The sequence below is a fragment of the Dictyobacter alpinus genome, from assembly GCF_003967575.1.
GTDB classification, from domain to species: Bacteria; Chloroflexota; Ktedonobacteria; order Ktedonobacterales; family Ktedonobacteraceae; genus Dictyobacter; species Dictyobacter alpinus.
Genome location: NZ_BIFT01000001.1, coordinates 610,186 through 629,862, shown reverse-complemented (window position 1 = coordinate 629,862; position 19,677 = coordinate 610,186). Strand labels below are relative to the sequence as shown.

Annotated in this window: 17 protein-coding genes and 1 riboswitch; of the genes, 8 read left to right on the top strand and 9 right to left on the bottom strand. The window is 48.1% G+C overall.

The features are described from left to right. Positions 1-438: 438 nt before the first annotated feature. Positions 439-633: riboswitch (cobalamin riboswitch) on the top strand. A 120-nt stretch (positions 634-753) separates the two neighbouring features. The 4 genes from EL633_RS02450 to EL633_RS02435 all read left to right on the top strand — a co-directional run bounded on the left by EL633_RS02450 (position 754) and on the right by EL633_RS02435 (position 4,526). Continuing rightward, entirely contained in the window at positions 754-1,761 is a 1,008-nt protein-coding gene (locus EL633_RS02450) for an ABC transporter substrate-binding protein (protein ID WP_126625677.1), read from the top strand. A 147-nt stretch (positions 1,762-1,908) separates the two neighbouring features. Next, the gene (cobO, locus tag EL633_RS02445) at positions 1,909-2,544 is read left to right on the top strand and encodes a cob(I)yrinic acid a,c-diamide adenosyltransferase (protein ID WP_126625676.1); all 636 of its coding nucleotides are present in this window, start codon (positions 1,909-1,911) and stop codon (positions 2,542-2,544) included. A gap of 62 nt (positions 2,545-2,606) precedes the next feature. Continuing rightward, complete coding sequence (cobT, locus tag EL633_RS02440; protein WP_126625675.1) at positions 2,607-3,662, top strand: nicotinate-nucleotide--dimethylbenzimidazole phosphoribosyltransferase; 1,056 nt, start codon at positions 2,607-2,609, stop codon at positions 3,660-3,662. Positions 3,663-3,716: 54 nt separating this feature from the next. Continuing rightward, the gene (locus EL633_RS02435; protein ID WP_161981881.1) at positions 3,717-4,526 is read left to right on the top strand and encodes a uroporphyrinogen-III synthase; all 810 of its coding nucleotides are present in this window, start codon (positions 3,717-3,719) and stop codon (positions 4,524-4,526) included. 110 nt (positions 4,527-4,636) lie between these two features. Here EL633_RS02435 and EL633_RS02430 read toward each other — a convergent pair whose 3' ends face one another. After that, on the bottom strand, positions 4,637-5,494 hold the full coding sequence (locus EL633_RS02430; RefSeq protein ID WP_161981880.1) for a sugar phosphate isomerase/epimerase family protein: 858 nt from the start codon (positions 5,492-5,494) through the stop codon (positions 4,637-4,639). A gap of 270 nt (positions 5,495-5,764) precedes the next feature. On the opposite strand from EL633_RS02430, the gene EL633_RS02425 reads away from it, so the two are divergent. The 3 genes from EL633_RS02425 to dnaK all read left to right on the top strand — a co-directional run bounded on the left by EL633_RS02425 (position 5,765) and on the right by dnaK (position 9,161). Continuing rightward, the gene (locus EL633_RS02425) at positions 5,765-6,142 is read left to right on the top strand and encodes a MerR family transcriptional regulator (protein WP_126625672.1); all 378 of its coding nucleotides are present in this window, start codon (positions 5,765-5,767) and stop codon (positions 6,140-6,142) included. 334 nt (positions 6,143-6,476) lie between these two features. Then, positions 6,477-6,962, top strand: a complete 486-nt coding sequence (locus tag EL633_RS02420; RefSeq protein WP_126625671.1) for an Hsp20/alpha crystallin family protein — start codon at positions 6,477-6,479, stop codon at positions 6,960-6,962. 297 nt (positions 6,963-7,259) lie between these two features. Then, on the top strand, positions 7,260-9,161 hold the full coding sequence (gene dnaK / locus EL633_RS02415; RefSeq protein WP_126625670.1) for a molecular chaperone DnaK: 1,902 nt from the start codon (positions 7,260-7,262) through the stop codon (positions 9,159-9,161). A 75-nt stretch (positions 9,162-9,236) separates the two neighbouring features. Here the strand turns inward: dnaK and EL633_RS02410 are convergent, their stop codons facing one another. The 3 genes from EL633_RS02410 to ftsY form a co-directional block, all read right to left on the bottom strand. Continuing rightward, a complete protein-coding gene (locus tag EL633_RS02410; RefSeq protein ID WP_126625669.1) occupies positions 9,237-10,223 on the bottom strand; it encodes an acetyl-CoA carboxylase carboxyltransferase subunit alpha in 987 nt (328 codons plus the stop codon). 74 nt (positions 10,224-10,297) lie between these two features. Continuing rightward, positions 10,298-11,170, bottom strand: a complete 873-nt coding sequence (accD, locus tag EL633_RS02405; protein ID WP_126625668.1) for an acetyl-CoA carboxylase, carboxyltransferase subunit beta — start codon at positions 11,168-11,170, stop codon at positions 10,298-10,300. 13 nt (positions 11,171-11,183) lie between these two features. Next, complete coding sequence (gene ftsY, locus EL633_RS02400; protein WP_126625667.1) at positions 11,184-12,188, bottom strand: signal recognition particle-docking protein FtsY; 1,005 nt, start codon at positions 12,186-12,188, stop codon at positions 11,184-11,186. Between the two features lie 1,114 nt (positions 12,189-13,302). Here ftsY and EL633_RS02390 point away from each other — a divergent pair. After that, entirely contained in the window at positions 13,303-14,343 is a 1,041-nt protein-coding gene (locus EL633_RS02390; protein ID WP_126625666.1) for a sigma-70 family RNA polymerase sigma factor, read from the top strand. A 31-nt stretch (positions 14,344-14,374) separates the two neighbouring features. On the opposite strand, the gene prfB is transcribed toward EL633_RS02390, so the two are convergent. The 5 genes from prfB to EL633_RS02365 form a co-directional block, all read right to left on the bottom strand. Continuing rightward, a protein-coding gene (gene prfB, locus EL633_RS02385; protein ID WP_218027403.1) for a peptide chain release factor 2 occupies positions 14,375-15,494 on the bottom strand; the annotation gives its coding sequence in 2 pieces (ribosomal slippage) (positions 14,375-15,427 and positions 15,429-15,494; 1,119 coding nt in all). A 62-nt stretch (positions 15,495-15,556) separates the two neighbouring features. After that, positions 15,557-16,720: a hypothetical protein gene (locus EL633_RS02380; RefSeq protein ID WP_126625664.1), complete on the bottom strand. Its 1,164-nt coding sequence runs from the start codon at positions 16,718-16,720 to the stop codon at positions 15,557-15,559. 217 nt (positions 16,721-16,937) lie between these two features. Continuing rightward, positions 16,938-17,672, bottom strand: coding sequence for a zinc ribbon domain-containing protein (locus EL633_RS02375; protein WP_126625663.1), 735 nt, complete (start codon positions 17,670-17,672; stop codon positions 16,938-16,940). Between the two features lie 73 nt (positions 17,673-17,745). Further along, positions 17,746-18,711, bottom strand: coding sequence for a ribonuclease HIII (gene rnhC, locus EL633_RS02370; protein WP_218027402.1), 966 nt, complete (start codon positions 18,709-18,711; stop codon positions 17,746-17,748). Between the two features lie 40 nt (positions 18,712-18,751). After that, positions 18,752-19,630, bottom strand: coding sequence for an alpha/beta hydrolase family protein (locus tag EL633_RS02365; RefSeq protein ID WP_126625662.1), 879 nt, complete (start codon positions 19,628-19,630; stop codon positions 18,752-18,754). Positions 19,631-19,677 lie beyond the last annotated feature (47 nt).

The following is a 19,677-nucleotide window of genomic DNA, read 5'->3' as shown; positions in this document are numbered from 1 at the left end:
TTCATGATCTTAAGTATAGAAAACTTAAAGCGCTTTAAGTCAAGGGGCAAATCGCCCAATGTTTATACTCAAATATTACTACTGCATCGGACGGGAGTTCGCAACGTAGCACGGCAGATGCATTATTTGGATGCGCATCTTGAGCAGGCTTGTGCTTTTGGGCTCACTGAAACTGGCTCTGTTTATGAGAATGGGAAAGCCCTGCGCGCCTTCAGGGCTTTTTAATTTTCAGCCGGGAGTAATCATATACAGAGTATTTCTAGTGTGGTGTGTGTTCGTTCTGTGGGCGGCCGCGGCCGCCCACAGAACGAACACACACCACACCAAACTCCGGCGCCGTAGGCGCCAGGAAAAGGAAAATTAAAAAGCCCTGACGCGCCTTGCTTGTTTATTGACAGGAATAGATAAAGCTGGGTATACTACTTGTTGGAAATAACTCTACTTTTTATTTTGTCAGGTGGTTGAGACACGAAGTCTCGACAGAATAGGGAAGTCGGTGAAAATCCGACGCAGTCGCGCTACTGTAACTGGTCTAATGCCTATCTCTTCAATGCCACTGTTCCGTAGAGGAATGGGAAGGCTAGATATGCAATTGCCAGAAGCCAGGAGACCTGCCTGACAAGTTGTGCTCATGATCCTTCGCGTAAAAGGAGCGAGTGCCAGGGCATCTCTGTGTCTGATTTCTTCTTGTCTTGGACTGGCCACTATTTTTCGCGAGGTGACTGCGGGCGTTATCTAGAAGGATACAAGTGTATGCGCACCCATGTCATCTCATCACGTTTTCTTTTTGTCTGTTTGTTGGGACTTATCGTGACTCTAGCCGCTTGTGGACAGGCTACAAATTCCCAGACGTCGAACAGTACTCCTGCTAATTCTGCTACAACGCCCACGCCGACGCCAGCGCTGGATAATTATGGTACGCCGATTGCTATTCCTAAAACTGTTCCCCTGCGCATTGTCTCGCTGGCACCCAGCATTAGTGAGATTCTGGGCGCTCTAGAACTGCAGAACCGTGTCGTAGGTGTCGATGCCTTTACGAATTATCCTGCCTCAATGGCTACGATCAAGAAGGTATCCAGTAGTACAGGCATCAATGTTGAGAGTATTGTCGCTCTTAAGCCTGATCTGGTATTAAGTTCTGGTGGATTATCAAACAAATATGATACCCAATTGACCCGGCTAGGTGTGCAAGTGGTGGATCTACCTTCACCCGATCTCGCCAAAACACTTGATCAGATTACACTGGTTGGCCGCTTAACACATACTGAAGATAAAGCACAGTCTTTAGTCAAGCGGATGCAGCAGCAGATCACGCAGATTCAGAATACTATCAAGGGGACACCTGCGAAGAAGGCCCTGCTCGAAGTTGATAACAGTACCCCTGGTAAACCGTATGTCTTTGGTGGTGGCTCATTTGGGGATGAGATGGCACAATACACCAATGTCACCAATATTTTCCATGATAATAAAACCAATGGTGGCTATCCGCAAGTTACCGATGAGTCAGTAATTGCCGCTAACCCTCAATATGTTATCCTCACTGAAGATCCGCTGTATGGTGGTCAGCCATCAGCCGTATATAAGCGGGCGAACTGGGGAAATATTGAGGCGGTAAAATCTCATCAAGTCTATCATATCAACTCTGATATTATGCAGCGGCCGGGACCCCGAATTGTCCAGGGATTGCGTTGTCTGGCCCAGATTGTCCATCCTGATAAATTTTCCGAGAAACTCCCTGCCTATTGCGCGGCGAATGTATAGTTTCTGCTGTCTGTAAAGAAGCCTGGCTGCATGTGCTACAGTATGTTGAGAGGCCGTACAAATAAGTTAACAGCAGCCACAGCCCTGGAGCCTTATGATATTTTTCCTGCTATTGTCCAGCAGTAGCTTTCTATTGGAGTAATATAAATGGAAGAGCGAACTTCTCAAGAAAACCAGTTTGAAACCACTGAAGTTGAAGAACTGACCGAAGAGGGTCGTGCCCGTCTGCGTAAAGAGCAGGCTGAAGTACGGGCACAACGCAAGCCTGCTAAAGGTCTGGTAATCATCAATACGGGCAACGGCAAAGGAAAAACTACCGCCGCCCTGGGTGTGCTATTTCGGGCCTGGGGACACAACCAGCGTGTTGTAATGCTACAATTCCTGAAATCCCAGACCGGCAAATGGGGTGAGATCCGGGCGGCCCAGAAAATCGGGGTAGAAATCATTCCATTGGGAGATGGCTTTACCTGGAATAGTGATAATATTGAACATGACAAGGCGCTAGCACGTAAATGCTGGCAGCTCTGCCGTGAAAAAATTGAAAGCGATCAGTACGACATCGTCATCATGGACGAGATCACCTATGCCATCAACTATGGTTGGCTAGATGTTAACGAGATACTGGCAACTCTGCAAGCACGCAACCCCAAAATGCATGTAATTATCACTGGTCGCGATGCTCCTCAGCCCTTAATAGATTATGCTGACCTGGTCACAGAGATGAACGAGATCAAGCATCCTTATCGGCAAGGGATTCTGGCACAAAAAGGGGTAGACTTTTAAGATTGGCGAACCAGTATTTTCTATAGTATTTAAAAAGTGAATGGCTTAGCAGAGGTAAATATATGATTGAGCTACAAACTATTATTGATCGGATTGCTCCGCTTGATGCTGGCAGCGAGGAACAGGCGTGTTCTCGTCAGTCGCAATTAACCAAGCCAGCTGGAAGCCTGGGCCGCTTGGAAGAAATTGCTGTACAGTTCGCAGGTATCACAGGAAATGCGCTCCCTGTAGTTCAGCAGAGGGCGGTGGTGGTGATGGCGGCCGATCATGGTGTGACCGCTGAAGGTGTAAGTGCCTATCCAAAGGATGTGACTCCGCAGATGGTCCTGAATTTTCTGGCTGGCGGTGCAGCCATTAATGTGCTGGCTCGCCAGGCTAATGCAGTTGTAACCGTTGTGGATATTGGTGTGGCCGCCGATTTACAGCATCCGCAACTTCTTTCGCGCAAAGTACGGTACGGAACGGCGAATATGGCGCAGGAACCAGCCATGAGTCAGCAGGAGGCTTTACAGGCTATTAAAGTTGGCGTTGACATCGTGGAAAGTCTGGCTGCTAGAGGTGTAGATCTCATCGCAACTGGTGAAATGGGAATTGGTAATACGACTGCTGCCAGTGCTCTTACTGCCTGCTTACTGAATGTGCCAGCCGAACAGGTTACAGGTCGTGGAACCGGCATTGATGATCAGCAGCTGGCCCATAAAGTACGTATCATTGAGCGCGCCATTGCTCATAATCATCCTGATATTGATCGGCCTCTGGATGTGCTGGCAAAAATTGGTGGACTGGAGATTGCAGGACTGGTTGGCGTAATTCTGGCTGCTGCCGCCAGACGCATACCGGTGGTTCTGGATGGTTTTATTTCGAGTGCTGCCGGACTGGTTGCTTATGCTCTTTGTCCAGCCGTTAAGGGGTACCTCCTGGCTGGACATGTATCGGTTGAGCGTGGTCATCGCCTGATCCTTGAAAAATTAGGTCTGGAGCCACTACTTAACCTGCAGCTACGCCTGGGCGAGGGAACTGGTGCCGTGTTAGCAATGCATATCATCGAAGGCGCATTACGCACCCATCTAGAAATGTCCACGTTCGCGGATGCTGGTGTCAGCGATAAAATAGAATAACGACCTTTGCATATGGCTTCTTTTGTGCCAGGTAGAGTAGAAAGGAGTGATCGCGTGGATTTTTCAAACGCTCGCATTGCTGTATTAGAAGCGAGGATGAGTGGTGAGATGGCTGACCTGCTGCGTCGCAATGGGGGACAGGCCTGGAGCGTACCGGCTGTGCGTGAAGCTCTCCTGGACTCATCTGATCTGGTGGCAAATTTTATAGATCAACTGGTGGCGGGAAATATTTCTATGGTGGTGTTCTTCACCGGCGTAGGAGTAAAAGCGTTACTACAAGAGGCCGATCAAGCAGGACGACGAGTTGAGCTTGTAGAGGCTCTACGCCAGGTGACCGTTGTTTGCCGTGGACCCAAGCCTTCAGCGGTAGTAAGGAAGGAAGGTATTCCCATCGCCGCCAGCGCTCAGGAGCCGTATACGAGTACTGAACTCTTAGCCAGTCTGGCTCCTTTTGATGTTACAGCGCAACTGGTAGGAATTGTGCATTATGGTGAGCGTAACGCATTGGTATCGCAAGCATTGCAAGAGCGTGGGGCTCGTTTAGAGGAACTCTGCTTATATGAGTGGCAGTTGCCAGAGGATACCGCTGCGTTGCGCAATCTCGTACAGGAATTGATCGCGGGCCGCGTGGATGCCGTAGTCTTTACCAGCCAGATCCAGGTCCGACATTTGTTTGTGATTGCCGCTAAAACAGGACAGAAGCAGGAACTGACCACAGCTTTGAACACAAAAACCATCATTGCCTCGATCGGCCCTACCTGTACGGGTGTGCTGGAGGAGTATCATGTTACTCCCCATGTCATCCCTGAGCATCCCAAAATGGGCTATTTGATTAAAGCACTGGCCGAACATATGCACGCATAAGGCTGCCTGTGCAATCTTGCTGATAGATCAGGATATTATTGGTCATGAATGAAGCCTTCTCACAGACACTCGGAACTTCAGGTGTCTATGAAAGGGCTTCATTGTGTGTGTTAGCGTATACCAGCCAGTTGCCAGATTTTTGCCAGGCTATCATGGGTGGCGCGTACACGTTCGGCATGTGGGAGGGCGCGGTGCTCAGCGTTGAATGGCTCAACTACCACCGGGCCATCATAACCGATGCGCTCTAACGCCTGTAAGAAGCCCGCAATGTCAATCACACCACTGGCAGCAGGAAGCAAGCGTTCTCCATCCAATTGCTCATCAACATCACGACCAGCAGGAGCATCATTGACGTGTACATAGACGATTTGCTCGTTGGTTAGCTTTTGGATATCCTCGACACTCCCATGTGAGGTATACCAGTGGTAGCTATCCAGCAAGAGACCTGTATTGCCAGTACCAATTTGTTGGCCCAGTTCAAGACCGCCAGCGATAGTGGAAATAAATTCATATTTGTGGCCGTTACGCATTGTTTTTGGACCAACAAACTCAAGTCCAAAACGTTGACCATGGTCGGCTAAAATCTGTGCAATTGGGTGCAGGCGTTGAGCATGAAATTCCATATTACCGGCATAGTCGCGCTCATCTGAAAATGGCAATATCCAGGTTGAACAACGGCTGGCGCCTAATGCCTGGGCCAGTTCTGCATACGCTGGCAGTTCCGCCAGGCCTGCTTGATAGGAGGCCTCGTCACCACGAAAATCTACTGGTAATCCCCAGGCGCCTGGACGGAGGTGCGCCGCCTGAAAACGATCCTTAATTTCTTGTACCGAGGTCTGCTGTACCCGAGTTAACAACTGTTTCATAGGAAGATCCAGGGCCACAAAGCCACTTTCTTGCGCCAGTTGTATAGCTTCCTCAAAAGGAACAGAGAAACCAATGGCACCGGTATCTAAACTTGTGAACATATGCACACTCTCCTTTGACTGGTGGATTGTTTGATATATCGCCATATAGTGAAGTATTCTGTTATAGTAACAGAGTGTTACTAAAGATGCAACGGCGAAAATAGTAGCAAATAGCGCCATGATTTTATGCTTTTTATCCATATGACTTGACAAAAAATGTCAAAAGATTTAGCATAGAAAAGCAATATGCCGCCACACAAAGACAAAAATAAATACCTCTGCTCTATTTATTTTTTGATAGCAAATAAGAAGTTAAAAGGAGGTTCTGCTATGAAGCGGCGTTCCCGAGCGTCTCACTCGCTGAGTGATGATGAACATCGACATTTACCAAAGTATTCTATCGGCGTGGTCTCGCAGCTGATTGGTATACCTCCGCAAACACTGCGTCGTTATGAAGAAGCTGGTTTACTTGATCCTGCTCGCCAGGATGGTAAAAATCGCCTCTACTCGGATGAGAATCTTGCGATCTTGCAGGAAATCGCTGAACTGGCCGATCAAGGTATCAATGCGATTGGTATTCGACATATTCTTCAAATGCGCAAGCAAGTAATTCATCTTGAGCAAGAAGTGCACGAGGTTCGTACGCTTTTGATGCATTTCCAGCGCACAGAGTATGTGATTGACCCTTCCAATGACGATCAAAAGTAACTATAAAGCGCTATATATATAATACGAGACCAAACGAATTTTGACAAAGTCCCAGTCACTGTTTTACTAAGCAGGATCCATAAACTTATGGGTCCTGCTTTTTTTATTTATGAAGATGGAACACCCTCAACTGTTAGAGATCTGTTAGAATTATGAATAATATACTATAAATGACTTGACAAAAATTGTAAGGTAAATCATAATATAGCTGTAAGGTGATTGGAGAGAGCAAGTAAGAAAGAGCGAAAAAGAAAAGCTTGTTCTTCTAATCCATATCTCAGGTTTGTGTCAATTGAAACATTGGTTATAAAGGTAAAGAACAGGAGGCTGTTATATGTCAATGATGATGCGCCACGATCCATTTCGGGAAGCCATAAGTTTGCGTAATGCGATGGACCAACTGTTTGAACGAAGTTTTGTCCGTTCAGGTTTGGGGCAGCCTTCACAGGCCGGCTTTGCGTTGATGGATGCCTACGAAAATGAACAGGGCTACCACATACGTGTTCTCCTACCCGGTGTCAAACCCGAGGATATCGAGCTAACTGTACAAGACAGCACCATTACGCTCAAAGGCATCTTGCAACCCTGGCAGCCTCAGGAAGACAAGGTTAACTGGCTGGTTCAAGAGAGCAGTTCCGGCAAATTTGAACGCACCATTACCTTTGCAAAAACGTTGCATGTGGATGGCATTGAGACGACCTATGAGCAAGGCGTCCTGAACATCTTTGCCCCGGTTGCAGAGGAGAATCGTCCACGTAAAATCACTGTTTCCAATGGCACTCAGCCAGAAAAAGTTGTAGAAACTGGCCCACAGGCATAGTGCCCTTTTTGCCTGCGCGATTAAATGACAGGCCATATATAGTGGCCTGTCATCCCAAAGATGGTTCTTATTATAGCTCTTCTTTCTTCCTTGTCGTGTAGGGTTATAGAGCAAGAGTAATTTGATAGACCACACAGCGACTATTGCTGTTTTATATACATATCTCGACGTTCTTTTTTTATGCATAAGAGCTAGAACGTCGCCAGGGTGGTAGAGGTGGCAGGCTGTACATTGTAGTGTAATGCAAGTTTGTAGAAAAAAAGGTGACATACCTCATTTAAAGAGGAGAATATAGATATGGCCAAAGTTATTGGTATTGATCTTGGTACAACTAACTCGGTTGTCGCGATTATTGAAGCCGGCGATCCTACTGTACTGGAAAATAGCGAGGGTGCTCGTTTGACGCCTTCGATTGTCGCTATTACAAAGAGCGGCGAGCGCTTGGTGGGGCAAGTCGCTAAACGTCAGGCCGTCACCAATCCAGAGAACACCATTTTTTCAGTGAAGCGCCTGATGGGTCGGCGTTATGATGATGCTGAAGTACAGCGTACTATTAGTACTGTTCCTTACAAAATAAGCCGTGCAGCCAATGGTGATGCGCGTGTCTCGATGGCGGGTCGCGAATATAGTCCTCCTGAAGTATCCGCTATGATCCTGCAAAAACTGAAGGCGGATGCTGAGGCAAGATTAGGTGAGCCAGTCACACAGGCCGTGATTACTGTTCCTGCCTACTTTAATGATACACAGCGCCAGGCTACTAAGGATGCAGGTCGGATCGCGGGGCTGGAAGTTCTGCGTATTATTAACGAACCAACCGCGGCTTCGCTGGCCTATGGCCTGGATAAAAAGAGCGACCAGACCATTGCTGTGTATGACCTGGGTGGAGGTACCTTTGATATCTCAATCCTGCAGTTGGGCGAAGGCGTGTTTGAAGTAAAATCAACCAACGGTGATACCCATCTTGGCGGTGATGATTTCGATCAGATCATTATCAATTGGATTGCTGATGAGTTCCGTCGTGAGCAAGGTATTGATCTGCGTAATGATCGTACTGCGATTCAGCGTTTAAAAGAGGCTGCAGAAAAAGCCAAGATCGAACTCTCCTCTGCCATGCAGACCGAGATCAATCTTCCTTTCATCACTGCAGACGCGACTGGTCCAAAGCATCTGGTGATGAATCTGACCAGGGCTAAATTGGAGCAACTGGTGGGTACACTGATCGAGCGCACCAGAGGTCCCGTCTTGAAAGCGCTTGAAGATGCTGAGTTGCGCCCCGGTGATATTGATGAAGTAGTGCTGGTCGGTGGTCAGACGCGTATGCCTGCCGTCATAGAGATGGTGCGCAAACTCTTTGGGAAGGAGCCACATAAGGGCGTTAATCCTGATGAGGTCGTAGCCATTGGTGCCGCCATTCAGGCTGGTGTGTTACAGGGTGATGTCAAAGATGTATTGTTGCTGGATGTGACCCCACTATCATTGGGTGTTGAGACTCTTGGTGGTGTGATGACACGTTTGATTGAGCGTAACACGACCATACCTGTACGTAAGAGTGAGGTCTTTAGTACTGCGGAAGATAATCAGCCGGCAGTTGAGATTCACGTCTTACAGGGTGAGCGCGAACTGGCGCGTGATAACAAGAGTCTGGGCCATTTCAAGCTTGAAGGTATTGCGCCTGCGGCACGTGGCATTCCTCAGGTTGAGGTCATTTTTGATATCGATGCTAATGGTATCCTGAATGTTACCGCGCGTGATAAAGCTACTGGTCGCGAACAGCGTATCACGATTACCGCTTCGGGTGGACTCTCTAATACCGATGTGGAGCGCATGGTACGTGAAGCAGAGGCACATGCGCAAGAAGATCGACAGCGCAAAGAAGAGATTGAACTGCGTAACCGCGCGGATAGTGCCGCTTATCAGGCTGAACGGACGCTGAAGGATACTGAAGGCAAAATTTCGACTGGCCTGCGTTCAACGCTGGAAAGCAAGATTCAAGCGGTGCGTGATGCCATTCAAGCCAATGATACAGCGCGTATGAAGGCCACGACTGAAGATCTTGAGCAGACCTTGCAAAAGGTTGGACAAGAGATCTACGATAGCCAGAATGGAGCCACGGCTGGTACTGCTGCTGGAAACGGTACGGGATCTGTAAGGGCCAGTGAAGATTCAGGGACGATCGAAGGAGAATATCGCGAGGTCTAACTAACGAAATGTACCGCGAAGCGGGAAGCACGGCTACCAATGGTGTGTGCGTGCTTCCCGCTTTGTGTTTGTCTGTTAAGCCTGAGCTATGGCCATATTTTGTTCGGTCAGTGTGCCATACTTGCCCATATTACGGAACTTCTGATAACGGCGTTCCAGTAACTCCTCGACTGATAATTGTCCCACATCAGCAAGTTGACGTTTCAGTGTCTCTTTTAAGGTGATTGCCATCTGATGGTAATTGCGATGAGCGCCACCGATTGGTTCAGGCAAAATCTCATCAATCAGGCCAAGCGGAAGCAATTCACGGGCGCTGATACGCATGCCCGTCGCAGCATGCGACGCGTGAGCTGAGTCCCGCCACATGATCGAAGCCGCCGCCTCGGGGGCCGCCACCATATAAATACTATGTTCAAACATCAACACCCGGTCCGCGACACCGATGGCCAGTGCGCCACCGCTACCACCTTCACCAATGACCGTGGCAATAATAGGAACCTTAAGTCGGGGCATCAAATAAAGTGTTGCCGCGATTGCCTCTGCCTGTCCACGTTCCTCATCTACCAGACCTGGCGATGCGCCAGAAGCATCGATTAAGGAAACAATCGGCATATTAAATTTTTCAGCCTGCTGCATTAAACGATGAGCTTTGCGATATCCTTCAGGATGCGGCATACCGAGATTACGGAATTGCTTCTCCTTCATATCGCGGCCTTTTTGGTGGCAGACAAGCATAACTGTTTGGCCATCAATAGTGGCGGGGCCGGCCATAATTGCATGGTCATCTCCAAAAGAGCGGTCGCCATGCAGCTCAAAAAAATCATCACACATGAGCCGAATATAGTCCGCAGCGTAAGGTCGGTCCTTGTGGCGTGCCACTTGTACAGTTTGCCAGGTCGTGAGATTTTTATAAATCTCCTCGGTCTTGTGGCGAAGATCGCGCTCAGCGTCTTGTAACTGTACCAGTTCCTCCGCTTTCAGACGATCACCCTTGCGTTGCAGTGTAGAGATCTTTTTTTCTAGCTCAGCCAGCGGTTTTTCAAATTCCAGATCGTAAGCCATCACATTCCCTTTTCTACTATGGTGCTGTTTTGCTGTGCTTAATGGTAACAAAAAGTGCTACACTCAAACGGAGTTTATGCATACAGACGTAAAATACGTCCCAATGTTGATCTTAAATCCCGTCGGTGTACGACGGCATCAATCATACCATGTTGCAAGGCAAACTCCGAGTTGACCGTGCCTTCGGGTAGCTTGATATGCATAAACTGTTCGATTACTCGGGGACCAGTAAAGCAGACAAGCGCTCCAGGTTCAGCCAGTGTAATGTCACCAAGCATAGCAAAGCTCGCGGACACACCACCGGTAGTGGGATCAGTGAGCAAGCTGATGTAGGGAAGTTTTGCCTCACCTAATTTTGCCAGGGCTGCTGAAGTTTTCGCCATTTGCATCAATGAGAAAAGCCCCTCCTGCATACGTGCGCCGCCCGAAGTCGACGCGATCATGACAGGAATATGGCGTTCGATACCCAGTTCAATCGCCCGGGTAATCTTCTCACCAACGGCTGAGCCCATGCTTCCACCCATAAAATGGAAGTCCATTACAGCCAGGGATAGTGGTTTGCTTTCAATGGTGGCGTGACCAATGATGACCGCCTCATTCATCCCGGCTTTTGTGCGTTCAGCGGCCAGTTTCTCTGCATAATTGCGTTGATCGGAATATGCGGGCGGAAAGGTAGTAAACTGAAGCGGATCCACTGAAATAATATCAGCATCCAGTTCATTAAAACTACCAGGATCAGCCAACAATTCGATGCGCTCTTGAGCTGTAAGTCTGAAGTGATGATTACAACGTGAGCACACCTTGAGATTCTTTTCCCAATCGCGGCTATACAGAATCTCTTTACATTTAGGACATTTGACAGCTATATTGCCCACTGAGGGCAGTGCAGGCTTATTCCCGTTAGCGGAAGCCTGCCTGGTAAGTGGGACAGCCGCTTCTTTTGCCATAAGAAACCTCCGGTTACTGTTGTGCGAAGAGCGCTGCCACGAAATTCTGCGGTTCGAATGGCATCAAATTCTCTACTTTTTCACCCGTACCAATAAATTTAATTGGTACACCTAAGTCGTCTGCGACCGCAAACGCAAATCCACCCTTGGAGGTACCATCCAGTTTGGTAATGATTACACCGGTCAGACCAATATCCTCGGCAAATTTACGTGCTTGTAGCAAGGCATTTTGCCCTGTGGTAGCATCAATGACCATGAGCAGTTCATGTGGTCCATCTGGAACGAATCGCTGAATAATTTTGTTGATTTTCTTTAATTCTTCCATCAGGTTAAACTTGGTGTGTAAACGACCGGCAGTATCAACGATCAAGACATCGCTACCGCGACTTTGAGCGGCTTGTAAAGCATCAAAGACAACGGCTCCGGGATCTGAATTTGGCTTCTGGCTGATAACAGGTACATCGACACGATTTCCCCACTCCTGCAACTGATCAATAGCAGCCGCACGGAACGTATCCCCTGCAGCCAGCATGACATCGTGTCCTTCATGTTTGAGGCGGGCAGCCATTTTGGCGATGCTAGTTGTTTTGCCTGAACCATTGACACCGATCACGAGGATGACTGTGAGGGGAGATTGTTTGGAGAAGCGAAGAGCGGCTGGTTTTCCAAGGAGTTGTGTTAATTCTTCTCGTAATGCCTGTTGTACCTGGCGCCCTGTCCGCATATTTTCGTCGCTTGCGCGCTCGCGCAGGCGATCAATGAGCCATAGCGTCGTGCTTGGTCCCACGTCAGCCCCCAACAGAGACTCTTCCAACTCATCCCATAGGCTGTCAGTAATGATGTCGTTTTCCTGAACAGTGTTGCCCAGCCTGTTAAACATTTGACGGGTGCGACTCAGGAAGGAGAAACGTTGTTCAATATCAGGTTGCTGTTCAGCAACTTGTTCTTGAACATCCTCATTTGTTTTTTTTTGTTTCGGGTCTTCCTGAGGTTTCTGCCCAAAGAATCGATTGAGCACGTCAGCATTGACTCCTTTTAATAATGTTTAAAAATGCTAAATGATTTGTGAATACTCTATAACTTATACCGTATTTTTGCGTAAAAAGCCAAATAGAGGGTCTATAATCACCCTTTCAGGTCACTATAGTGGCCTTCTTTGTGATTACCCCTCTATGTGTAGAGAGGCAAAAGGAAGTTTTGATACGGCCGCCTTTTGCCTCCTCGTTACGCCAGTAAACGATTAAAATCGCATATAGACGTCAAGTTTGGTGTTTGAAACACTCCTACTGTCGACCGCTACGATAAGTATGGAGTGAACCATCACTAATAGGCTCGTTAATGATGATATCACCATTACGGATCTTGATATTGTACAAGCAGGAGGGGTTGGTGCAAACCCATGCTTTGTACTCTATGGAAGCTCCCTGGCTACCGAAATCCGACAGCGGAACCAGATCACCTTCACTACACTTGCGACACCGGGGAAATGCGTTTTCCACGAAATCGCCTCCTTCCTTCTCTCTGGAGGTAATATGCGCTTGTCGTTTTGCTTAACAAGCGAGGCTTAGCGAGATAGTAAGCCGAGGGGGAGCCTCCGCCGCTGCATCCGCATCCCCACAGCAAGGGTGTAACCCATGCCCTACCTATCATACCATAACTACCCTTCTCTGTCAGTAGTTAAGTGAAGATTTGTTCATTTTTATAGGCAAAAAAAGGGGTATTCTTCATCTTTCTGCTGGCAGTAGAAGTGATAGGGAGCACGGTCCTTTGCTTCTTACCTTCAGCATAACAGGTGATACAACTCAAGTCAAGTATTTGCATCTATAGAAATATGATTACAATTGATGCTGTGTAAAATTACGCAATTCTGGAAATATATTCATTTTTCAGTCGTATTGTTTGGTTGCTTCCATTGTTATTTACCACAATAAAGCAAAGACCTGACACTGGTATGCTTCACCTTCTGACTTGTTTCTCTGCCATCTTCTCAATGTCATGATGCGAGATTGGCTAGCAATTTCTGATTTTGGCACGATTATTGCAAAAAGGAGAAGTGGGGAATATGTTCTGCGAATGTCTTTGAGGCTGTTGATCTTTTGTTCAGATGTTGGGTGTGAAGAAGGAGTTCGAGTATGTCGTCAAAAGCTGGAAGATCGGCTGGTCATGTTGAGCTTGCCTTAGCGGAGTTAGATCAGAAGCAGAGGAAGGCAAAGATTAGCGAGGACGCTGTGCCGGGTGATGAAAAAGGAGATGCTGAGCCTGGCTATGACGAAGAGTTTTATGTAGATGAGGAGCCTGAAGATGGGTATGCCATCATGGATGATGCGGTCAAGCAATATTTAAAAGAAATCGGCAACTATCCACTGTTATCTTCTGAACAAGAACTTGCTCTGGCTGAACGTGTGGCGTGTGGAGATTCTCGGGCTCGCCAACAACTGATTGAAGCAAATTTACGGTTGGTCGTTAGTATTGCCAAGCGCTATGTGAATCAGGGTTTGCCCCTGCTGGACCTGATTCAAGAAGGCAATATTGGTTTGATGCGTGCGACGCAAAAATTTGACTACCAACGTGGTTTTCGCTTTAGTACGTACGCTACCTGGTGGATCAGGCAGGCAATTAGCCGGGCCATTGCCGAACATGCCAGTAGCATTCACATTCCGGTTCATGTGGTTGAACTTATTTATAAAATTAAGCGTGTGGCGCGTCGCATGTATCAGGAAGAAGGCATCGAGCCATTGCCTGAGAAGATCTCTGTGGAAGTTGGCGTATCCTCTGAACGGGTCGTAGAACTCCTCAATATTTCTGAGCAACCTATCTCTTTGGATGCTCCTATGGCCGATGACGAGGAATATCATCTCGCTGATACTATTGAAGATATCAGACAAAAAGGGCCGGTAGACGCTGCTATGTATCAACTTTTGTGTGAACAGGTAGAGCGGATCCTGGCCGTACTTAATCCACGAGAACGTACTATTATTGAAATGCGTTATGGTTTGAAGGATGGTCATTCCCTGTCACTAGACGAGGTCAGTCATGCGTTTCACCTAACGCGTGAGCGTATTCGACAGATCGAGGTCAAAGCTCTGCGTAAAATGCGTTATCCTGACCTCTTTGAGAATACTCGTGAGCCTGCCCACCATGCACGCAAAGAGCCTTATCCATCTATAGGATAAGGCTCTTTTTTTGATGCTGGATCAGGAATGACTATGCCTGTTCAGTTGCGTCGACTCCACCGGCTTTATCTTGCAGGTAGGCATGAATAAATGGGTCGACATCACCGGAAAGATAGCCTTCAGTATTCCCTGTCTCAAAATTTGTGCGATGATCTTTGACAATACTATAGGGATGGACCGTGACCGAACGAATCTGATTGCCAAAGTCTGCCTGCACATGCTCACCTTTCAGGCGTGCGGTCTCTTCTTCGCGTTTCTTTTGCTCCAGTTCAAACAGCTTGGCTCTGAGTATTTTCATTGCCACCTCACGGTTTTGGATCTGTGAGCGTTCATTCTGACAGGTAACCACAATGCCCGAGGGTAAGTGCCGCATACGCACTGCCGAGTCAGTTTTATTCACGTGCTGTCCACCGGCTCCAGTTGAGCGATACGTATCAACCTCAATATCTTCTGGTCGAATCGTGATCTCAATGGAGTCTTCAACATCTGGAATCACCTCGACTTTTGCAAAGGAGGTATGACGTCGATGGGCCGCATCAAATGGTGAAAGGCGGATCAAGCGGTGTGTACCCGCTTCTGAGCGCATATAACCATAAGCATAGCGTCCTCTGATCTCGACCGTTGCGCTTTTCAGGCCAGCTTCTTCACCTTCGCTATAATCGTAGATCTCAGTCTTAAAGTGATGCTGCTCAGCCCAGCGCAGATACATGCGCAGCAGTATTTCCGCCCAGTCCTGGGCATCTACGCCGCCACTGCCGGCATGAATACTCACAATTGCATCACGCTCATCATGTTCTCCACTAAGCATCAATGCGAACTGGAGTTTTTCGATCTGCTCTTCTATCGGGGGAATAGATTGGACCACCTCGGCCTGCATATCTTCATCTGGCTCCTCTTCCAGTAATTGGGCTAAGGCCAGCAGGTCTTGAAGTTGTGTGGCAATACTTTCCCAGGTCGTAACCTCTTCACGTAACGCGTTTAGCTGCTGCATTACAGCCTGTGCTTTACGGTTATCCGACCAGAAGTCAGAATCCATGCTATCTGCTTCTAATGTCTTTATTTGTTCGGCTTTAGTCGCCAGGTCAAAGACGCACCATAGTTTTCTCGACGCGTCCCTGGAGGCGCTCGATTCGATTTGTCAATTCACTCATGGTAGCTATTTTAGCATGATTTGTGTTGCGTTGTACATCGGCTTTTGTGATGCAGGCTAAAATCAGATGAGGAAGATATTGGTTAAGAGGAGGCGGCCGTCTTCTTTGGATGAAGTAGGATATTCCGTGATAAGTAGGAGGCCGGGTTGGTCCGGGAAAATGTTATTGTAGGACAATGTACCGGTCAGATGTCCGCCCTCATCAGTCTGTAGTGTGCCCGGCGTCTGGAGGGGGATAGCTGTCAGCGTATGATTAAAGAGTGTGGCCGTGACTTTTTCGCTGGTCGGAATAATCGTTCCCTCTAGTTGTAAGGGTGAGGAGACTGGCGTGTTGAATTGTGACTGATCAATTGAGATACCTGGTGACTGGGCATTTGTGACCCACCAGAGTCCTTTGCTATTATCCTGCACCAGGCGTTCAAGAGTCACCGCGACCGTCAGGTGTATATCTTTTCTCTCCAGGAGCACATGTGCTTCGGCTCCAGTGATATCTTTGAGTGTGGCATGAAGAGTGGATTTGGACCAATGGAGGAGATCTTCCGCCATCTGTTCAGCGGTTGCCTGTGGTCCAGTCCAGGGTAAGTTCTGTCCATTGTTGGCTTCATCTTGCAGTGCTTCTGCTTCGCTGCGGCTGGTGACGGGATAAAGTCCTGGAAAGGCAACCCGCTGAAATGTACCATTATGCCAGGCGTACTCTTGAAAAACATTTTGTTGTAGTGGTAATAACAGTGTATCACTATCAGTTGGGAGGGTCGTATCGATCTGGCCAATGCTGATAGTATGTGCTTGAGTGACATCTATAGAACCTTTGACCAGCCCTTGCTGCTTGAACAGGAGCGCGGGATCGGTGGTGTTTTGTTGTGATGGACAGCCATAGATGTAGACATCCAACTTTTGTTGTGGGCTCAAGTCTTCTACTTGAAGCAAGGCGGCAGGCTGTTTTGAGGTTACATCATTGATAAACTGGACCGCCGACATACGCTGTGTTCTGGGTTGGAATGGCACGAGTTGTGTATAGTCCCTGGTATGGAGCATTGAGGTGCAATCCTGCCGGGTGACTGGCTGTTGCTTAGATAGATGGTTTATGGCGATAAAGTGGGCTAAGGCCAGAATTGCCAGGATAGACAGGATAATTGTTAATAGGTGTGGTCGTGGTCGTTTATACCGGGTGGGTTTATGAGGAGACTTTTGATAGTCTGACTCTGGCTCTTGCCATGAATTTGCCATATGCCATACCTATCCTTTCTCTACTCAATTAATGCCTCTTTTCATTCTACTGGATGGCAAAAAATGATGAGTTAAAGGATATGTATGCTAAGCTGAGAGGTATATGAGCACCTCTTGCACCTCTCCTGTAGTAGTTAGTGCAAAAAAAAGGTGCGTCGCACCCTTTTTGCACTAACTACTAAAATGTGAGTGGGGGCGCCTGCACTCCCCAGCCAGGCTATTGGGCATATAGTCTCCAGAGGGCGACGAGGTGTTGCGTGTCTTCTGGGGTGAATGCTTTGTTGCCGCCAAAGAGTCCGCTTTGGAGTGCGAATAGGACGACCGCTGTTAAAATGAAGATAAGTCCACAGAGGACGAGAATAAGTCCGGTAGTTCGACCACGTGCGGCTCGGGCTGCCAGTTCAGCTTGTTGTTGCTGATATGGATTTTGTAGGTGTGGCTGTGAATAGCCCATCTCCATTTGTTGTTGGGGCAGGTTAGGATACGACATGCCTGTCCCATATGCTCCACCACCCTGGGTAGTACCTGAACCAGTATACATTTGTGATGGATAGTTACCACCACTCTGGGTGGGATAGTTACCACCACTTTGGGTAGGAAAACCTGTATTTGTTTGTGGTGGATAGCCGGGATAAGAGCCTCCCGCAGGATTCTGATTGGCCTGTTCCATCACGCTGGTAGAATCATAGTCAAAGGAATCAGGTGTACCATAGTCATTGCTGTTTGCCTGGGTCCCACTTGTGCCTGGACGCAAAATGAGTGGCTTTTGGCCAGCTGGTGGCTGGGACGTTGGTGAATTTCGATTTAGCAGCGATGGTGTGGCGACGGTTGCATCATCGGCATGAAATTCTCCTTCTGTAGTGGCGCTCGCTTCATCAATGGCGGCACCACAGCGAGGACAACGTGTACTTCCAGGGGCCAATTGTAGACCACACTGACCGCAGAAAATCATTGAAGTGCTCCTTATATGGCTACGTTTTTCCACATTATAACCTAAGAAAGATGGTCAGGCAATGCATGCACCCTTATTTCTGGAGGATGGTGGCTGTTGTTTTAAAGTGCAGTTTGGCTACTGCGCGTAGCTTTTCTTCTCCATAGTGCTGCACAATCTGGCGCCCACGATGAATGATGTCTGGATTAGAGGCGCCTTTGGGCAGGTCGACACCTATCTCATCTGAGATTCGTGCTAGTTGTCGCACGAACTCGGCGCGTGCAAGGATTGAGGCGGCCGCGACGGCAGTATCCTCTTCCGCACGATAGCGCTGTTCAAGGTGTAGGGTGCAGCCAGTTTTAGCGAGTGCCTGGCGTACTAATGCTTCATTGCCAAATTGATCAACGATGGCTCGTGGGCTGGCTGTGCGCCTGGCGACCTCGGCGATAACTTCAGCATGAGCCAGGGCTAGAAGCTGATTCAAGTTAGACAATTGCTGATAAAGCTGGTTATACGTTTCAGGTAGATAGCATAGAAGATGGTAAGGGCAGAGGAGACGGATCTCGCCAGCCATCGCCAGTATATTTTTGTCGGTCAATTTTTTGCTGTCCCGTACTCCCAATTGTAAGATTTGCTGTTCGCTGGCCTGATCTACATACACGGCAGCAATTACCAGTGGTCCATAGAAATCGCCTTTGCCCGATTCATCAGAACCAATACGTGATAGTCCTGTTGCTTGTGGTAACGTGGCTGTTTGCACGGTACTCTGGTTTAAAGCTGGGCGCGTTGCTGGTGAAGTTGTTACCTGTGATGCAATGGTCGCAGTATCTACCTGCGCGGGCTGATCCCATACTTTCAAGGTTGCCTGTAACGCACTGGCTTTTCCCTGCACCAGAGTCTTGCCGGTCGCATATAAAGCGACCGGCACACTGGCCTGACCATCAGACACGGTTAACTGACGTCCATAAGCAATCTCTTTTTCATTGGTAATGGTCCAACCTTTCTGTGCAACGAATTGCCGAAAGTAACGAACCTGTTCAGAAAGTTTTTCCCCTGCCACGAATAGAGTCCTCGTTTCTCTCCAGATTATGTTATTGGCGCTATTGTAACAAATGTGTCTGCAAGAACTCCAGTGTTGTCTCGATAATCTCTTCAGTACGTGCGTCGGAGTCCAGAATATCAAAGCTATGCTGACCGGAAGGATGATTCATGACGGTCAGGGCGACATTTTGGGATAAAGCCTCGCCGATGAAAAGATCTAGCGCTGTATTGAGCTCTGGATAGTCGAGTCCTGCGCGTGCAATGAAGAATGGCGCGCTATTACGGATACGATGTGAGAGTAGATCGCTGCCAGAGAACTCATCGAAATCTTCTTCGGTAAATTCGGGAGCATGCGCGCTCTGTTCTTCATTGCTGTCACCATAGAGACCTTGATAGTATGCCTTGAGTTCGACAAAACCATAGTAGCAAACGACAGCACGTATAAATGCAGGCGTCTCATGCAACGCAGCACGTAATGCAAACGGGGCGCCACCTGAACATGTCCAGATGCCAAGTCTACTGGCATTGATGTGCAGCCGTTTATGATGCTCACGGATATAGGTGATGAGGTCATCGACATCATTGGCTACCCCCACGACATTGTTCAGGTTCTCTGTAGAACGATGGTTAGCGACGACCGCAATCAAGCCCGAGGCGGCGATCAACTTGGCCCAGGATGTATATTGATCCATATCCTTGATGTTTTTTAGAAAATCTACTGGTCCGTCGCCATGGATCAGAACGACTGCCGGCAATAGTGACTGTTTCTCATGATTGGCTGGATAATAGATATCCAGTTTAAGTTCTATATCCTCGACAGTTTTGTATGTCAGGTTGGCTTGAACTTTCGCCTGCTCCATGCCAGGAATGGTATAAACGACAGGGCGGGGCTGGCGGGTCTCGATTTCTTGTTCTTCGGTTGGATAGTATTGAGTCATAACTCTTCCCTTTCGATTTGAACATTTGTACTATTATTGAGATTGTA

Coding starts and splice junctions, on each gene's coding strand:
- EL633_RS02450 (WP_126625677.1), top strand. CDS start 754: ATGCGCACCCATGTCATCTCATCACGTTTTCTTTTTGTCTGTTTGTTG.
- cobO (WP_126625676.1), top strand. CDS start 1,909: ATGGAAGAGCGAACTTCTCAAGAAAACCAGTTTGAAACCACTGAAGTT.
- cobT (WP_126625675.1), top strand. CDS start 2,607: ATGATTGAGCTACAAACTATTATTGATCGGATTGCTCCGCTTGATGCT.
- EL633_RS02430 (WP_161981880.1), bottom strand. CDS start 5,494: ATGTTCACAAGTTTAGATACCGGTGCCATTGGTTTCTCTGTTCCTTTT.
- EL633_RS02425 (WP_126625672.1), top strand. CDS start 5,765: ATGAAGCGGCGTTCCCGAGCGTCTCACTCGCTGAGTGATGATGAACAT.
- EL633_RS02420 (WP_126625671.1), top strand. CDS start 6,477: ATGTCAATGATGATGCGCCACGATCCATTTCGGGAAGCCATAAGTTTG.
- dnaK (WP_126625670.1), top strand. CDS start 7,260: ATGGCCAAAGTTATTGGTATTGATCTTGGTACAACTAACTCGGTTGTC.
- EL633_RS02410 (WP_126625669.1), bottom strand. CDS start 10,223: ATGGCTTACGATCTGGAATTTGAAAAACCGCTGGCTGAGCTAGAAAAA.
- accD (WP_126625668.1), bottom strand. CDS start 11,170: ATGGCAAAAGAAGCGGCTGTCCCACTTACCAGGCAGGCTTCCGCTAAC.
- EL633_RS02390 (WP_126625666.1), top strand. CDS start 13,303: ATGTCGTCAAAAGCTGGAAGATCGGCTGGTCATGTTGAGCTTGCCTTA.
- EL633_RS02380 (WP_126625664.1), bottom strand. CDS start 16,720: ATGGCAAATTCATGGCAAGAGCCAGAGTCAGACTATCAAAAGTCTCCT.
- EL633_RS02375 (WP_126625663.1), bottom strand. CDS start 17,672: ATGATTTTCTGCGGTCAGTGTGGTCTACAATTGGCCCCTGGAAGTACA.
- EL633_RS02365 (WP_126625662.1), bottom strand. CDS start 19,630: ATGACTCAATACTATCCAACCGAAGAACAAGAAATCGAGACCCGCCAG.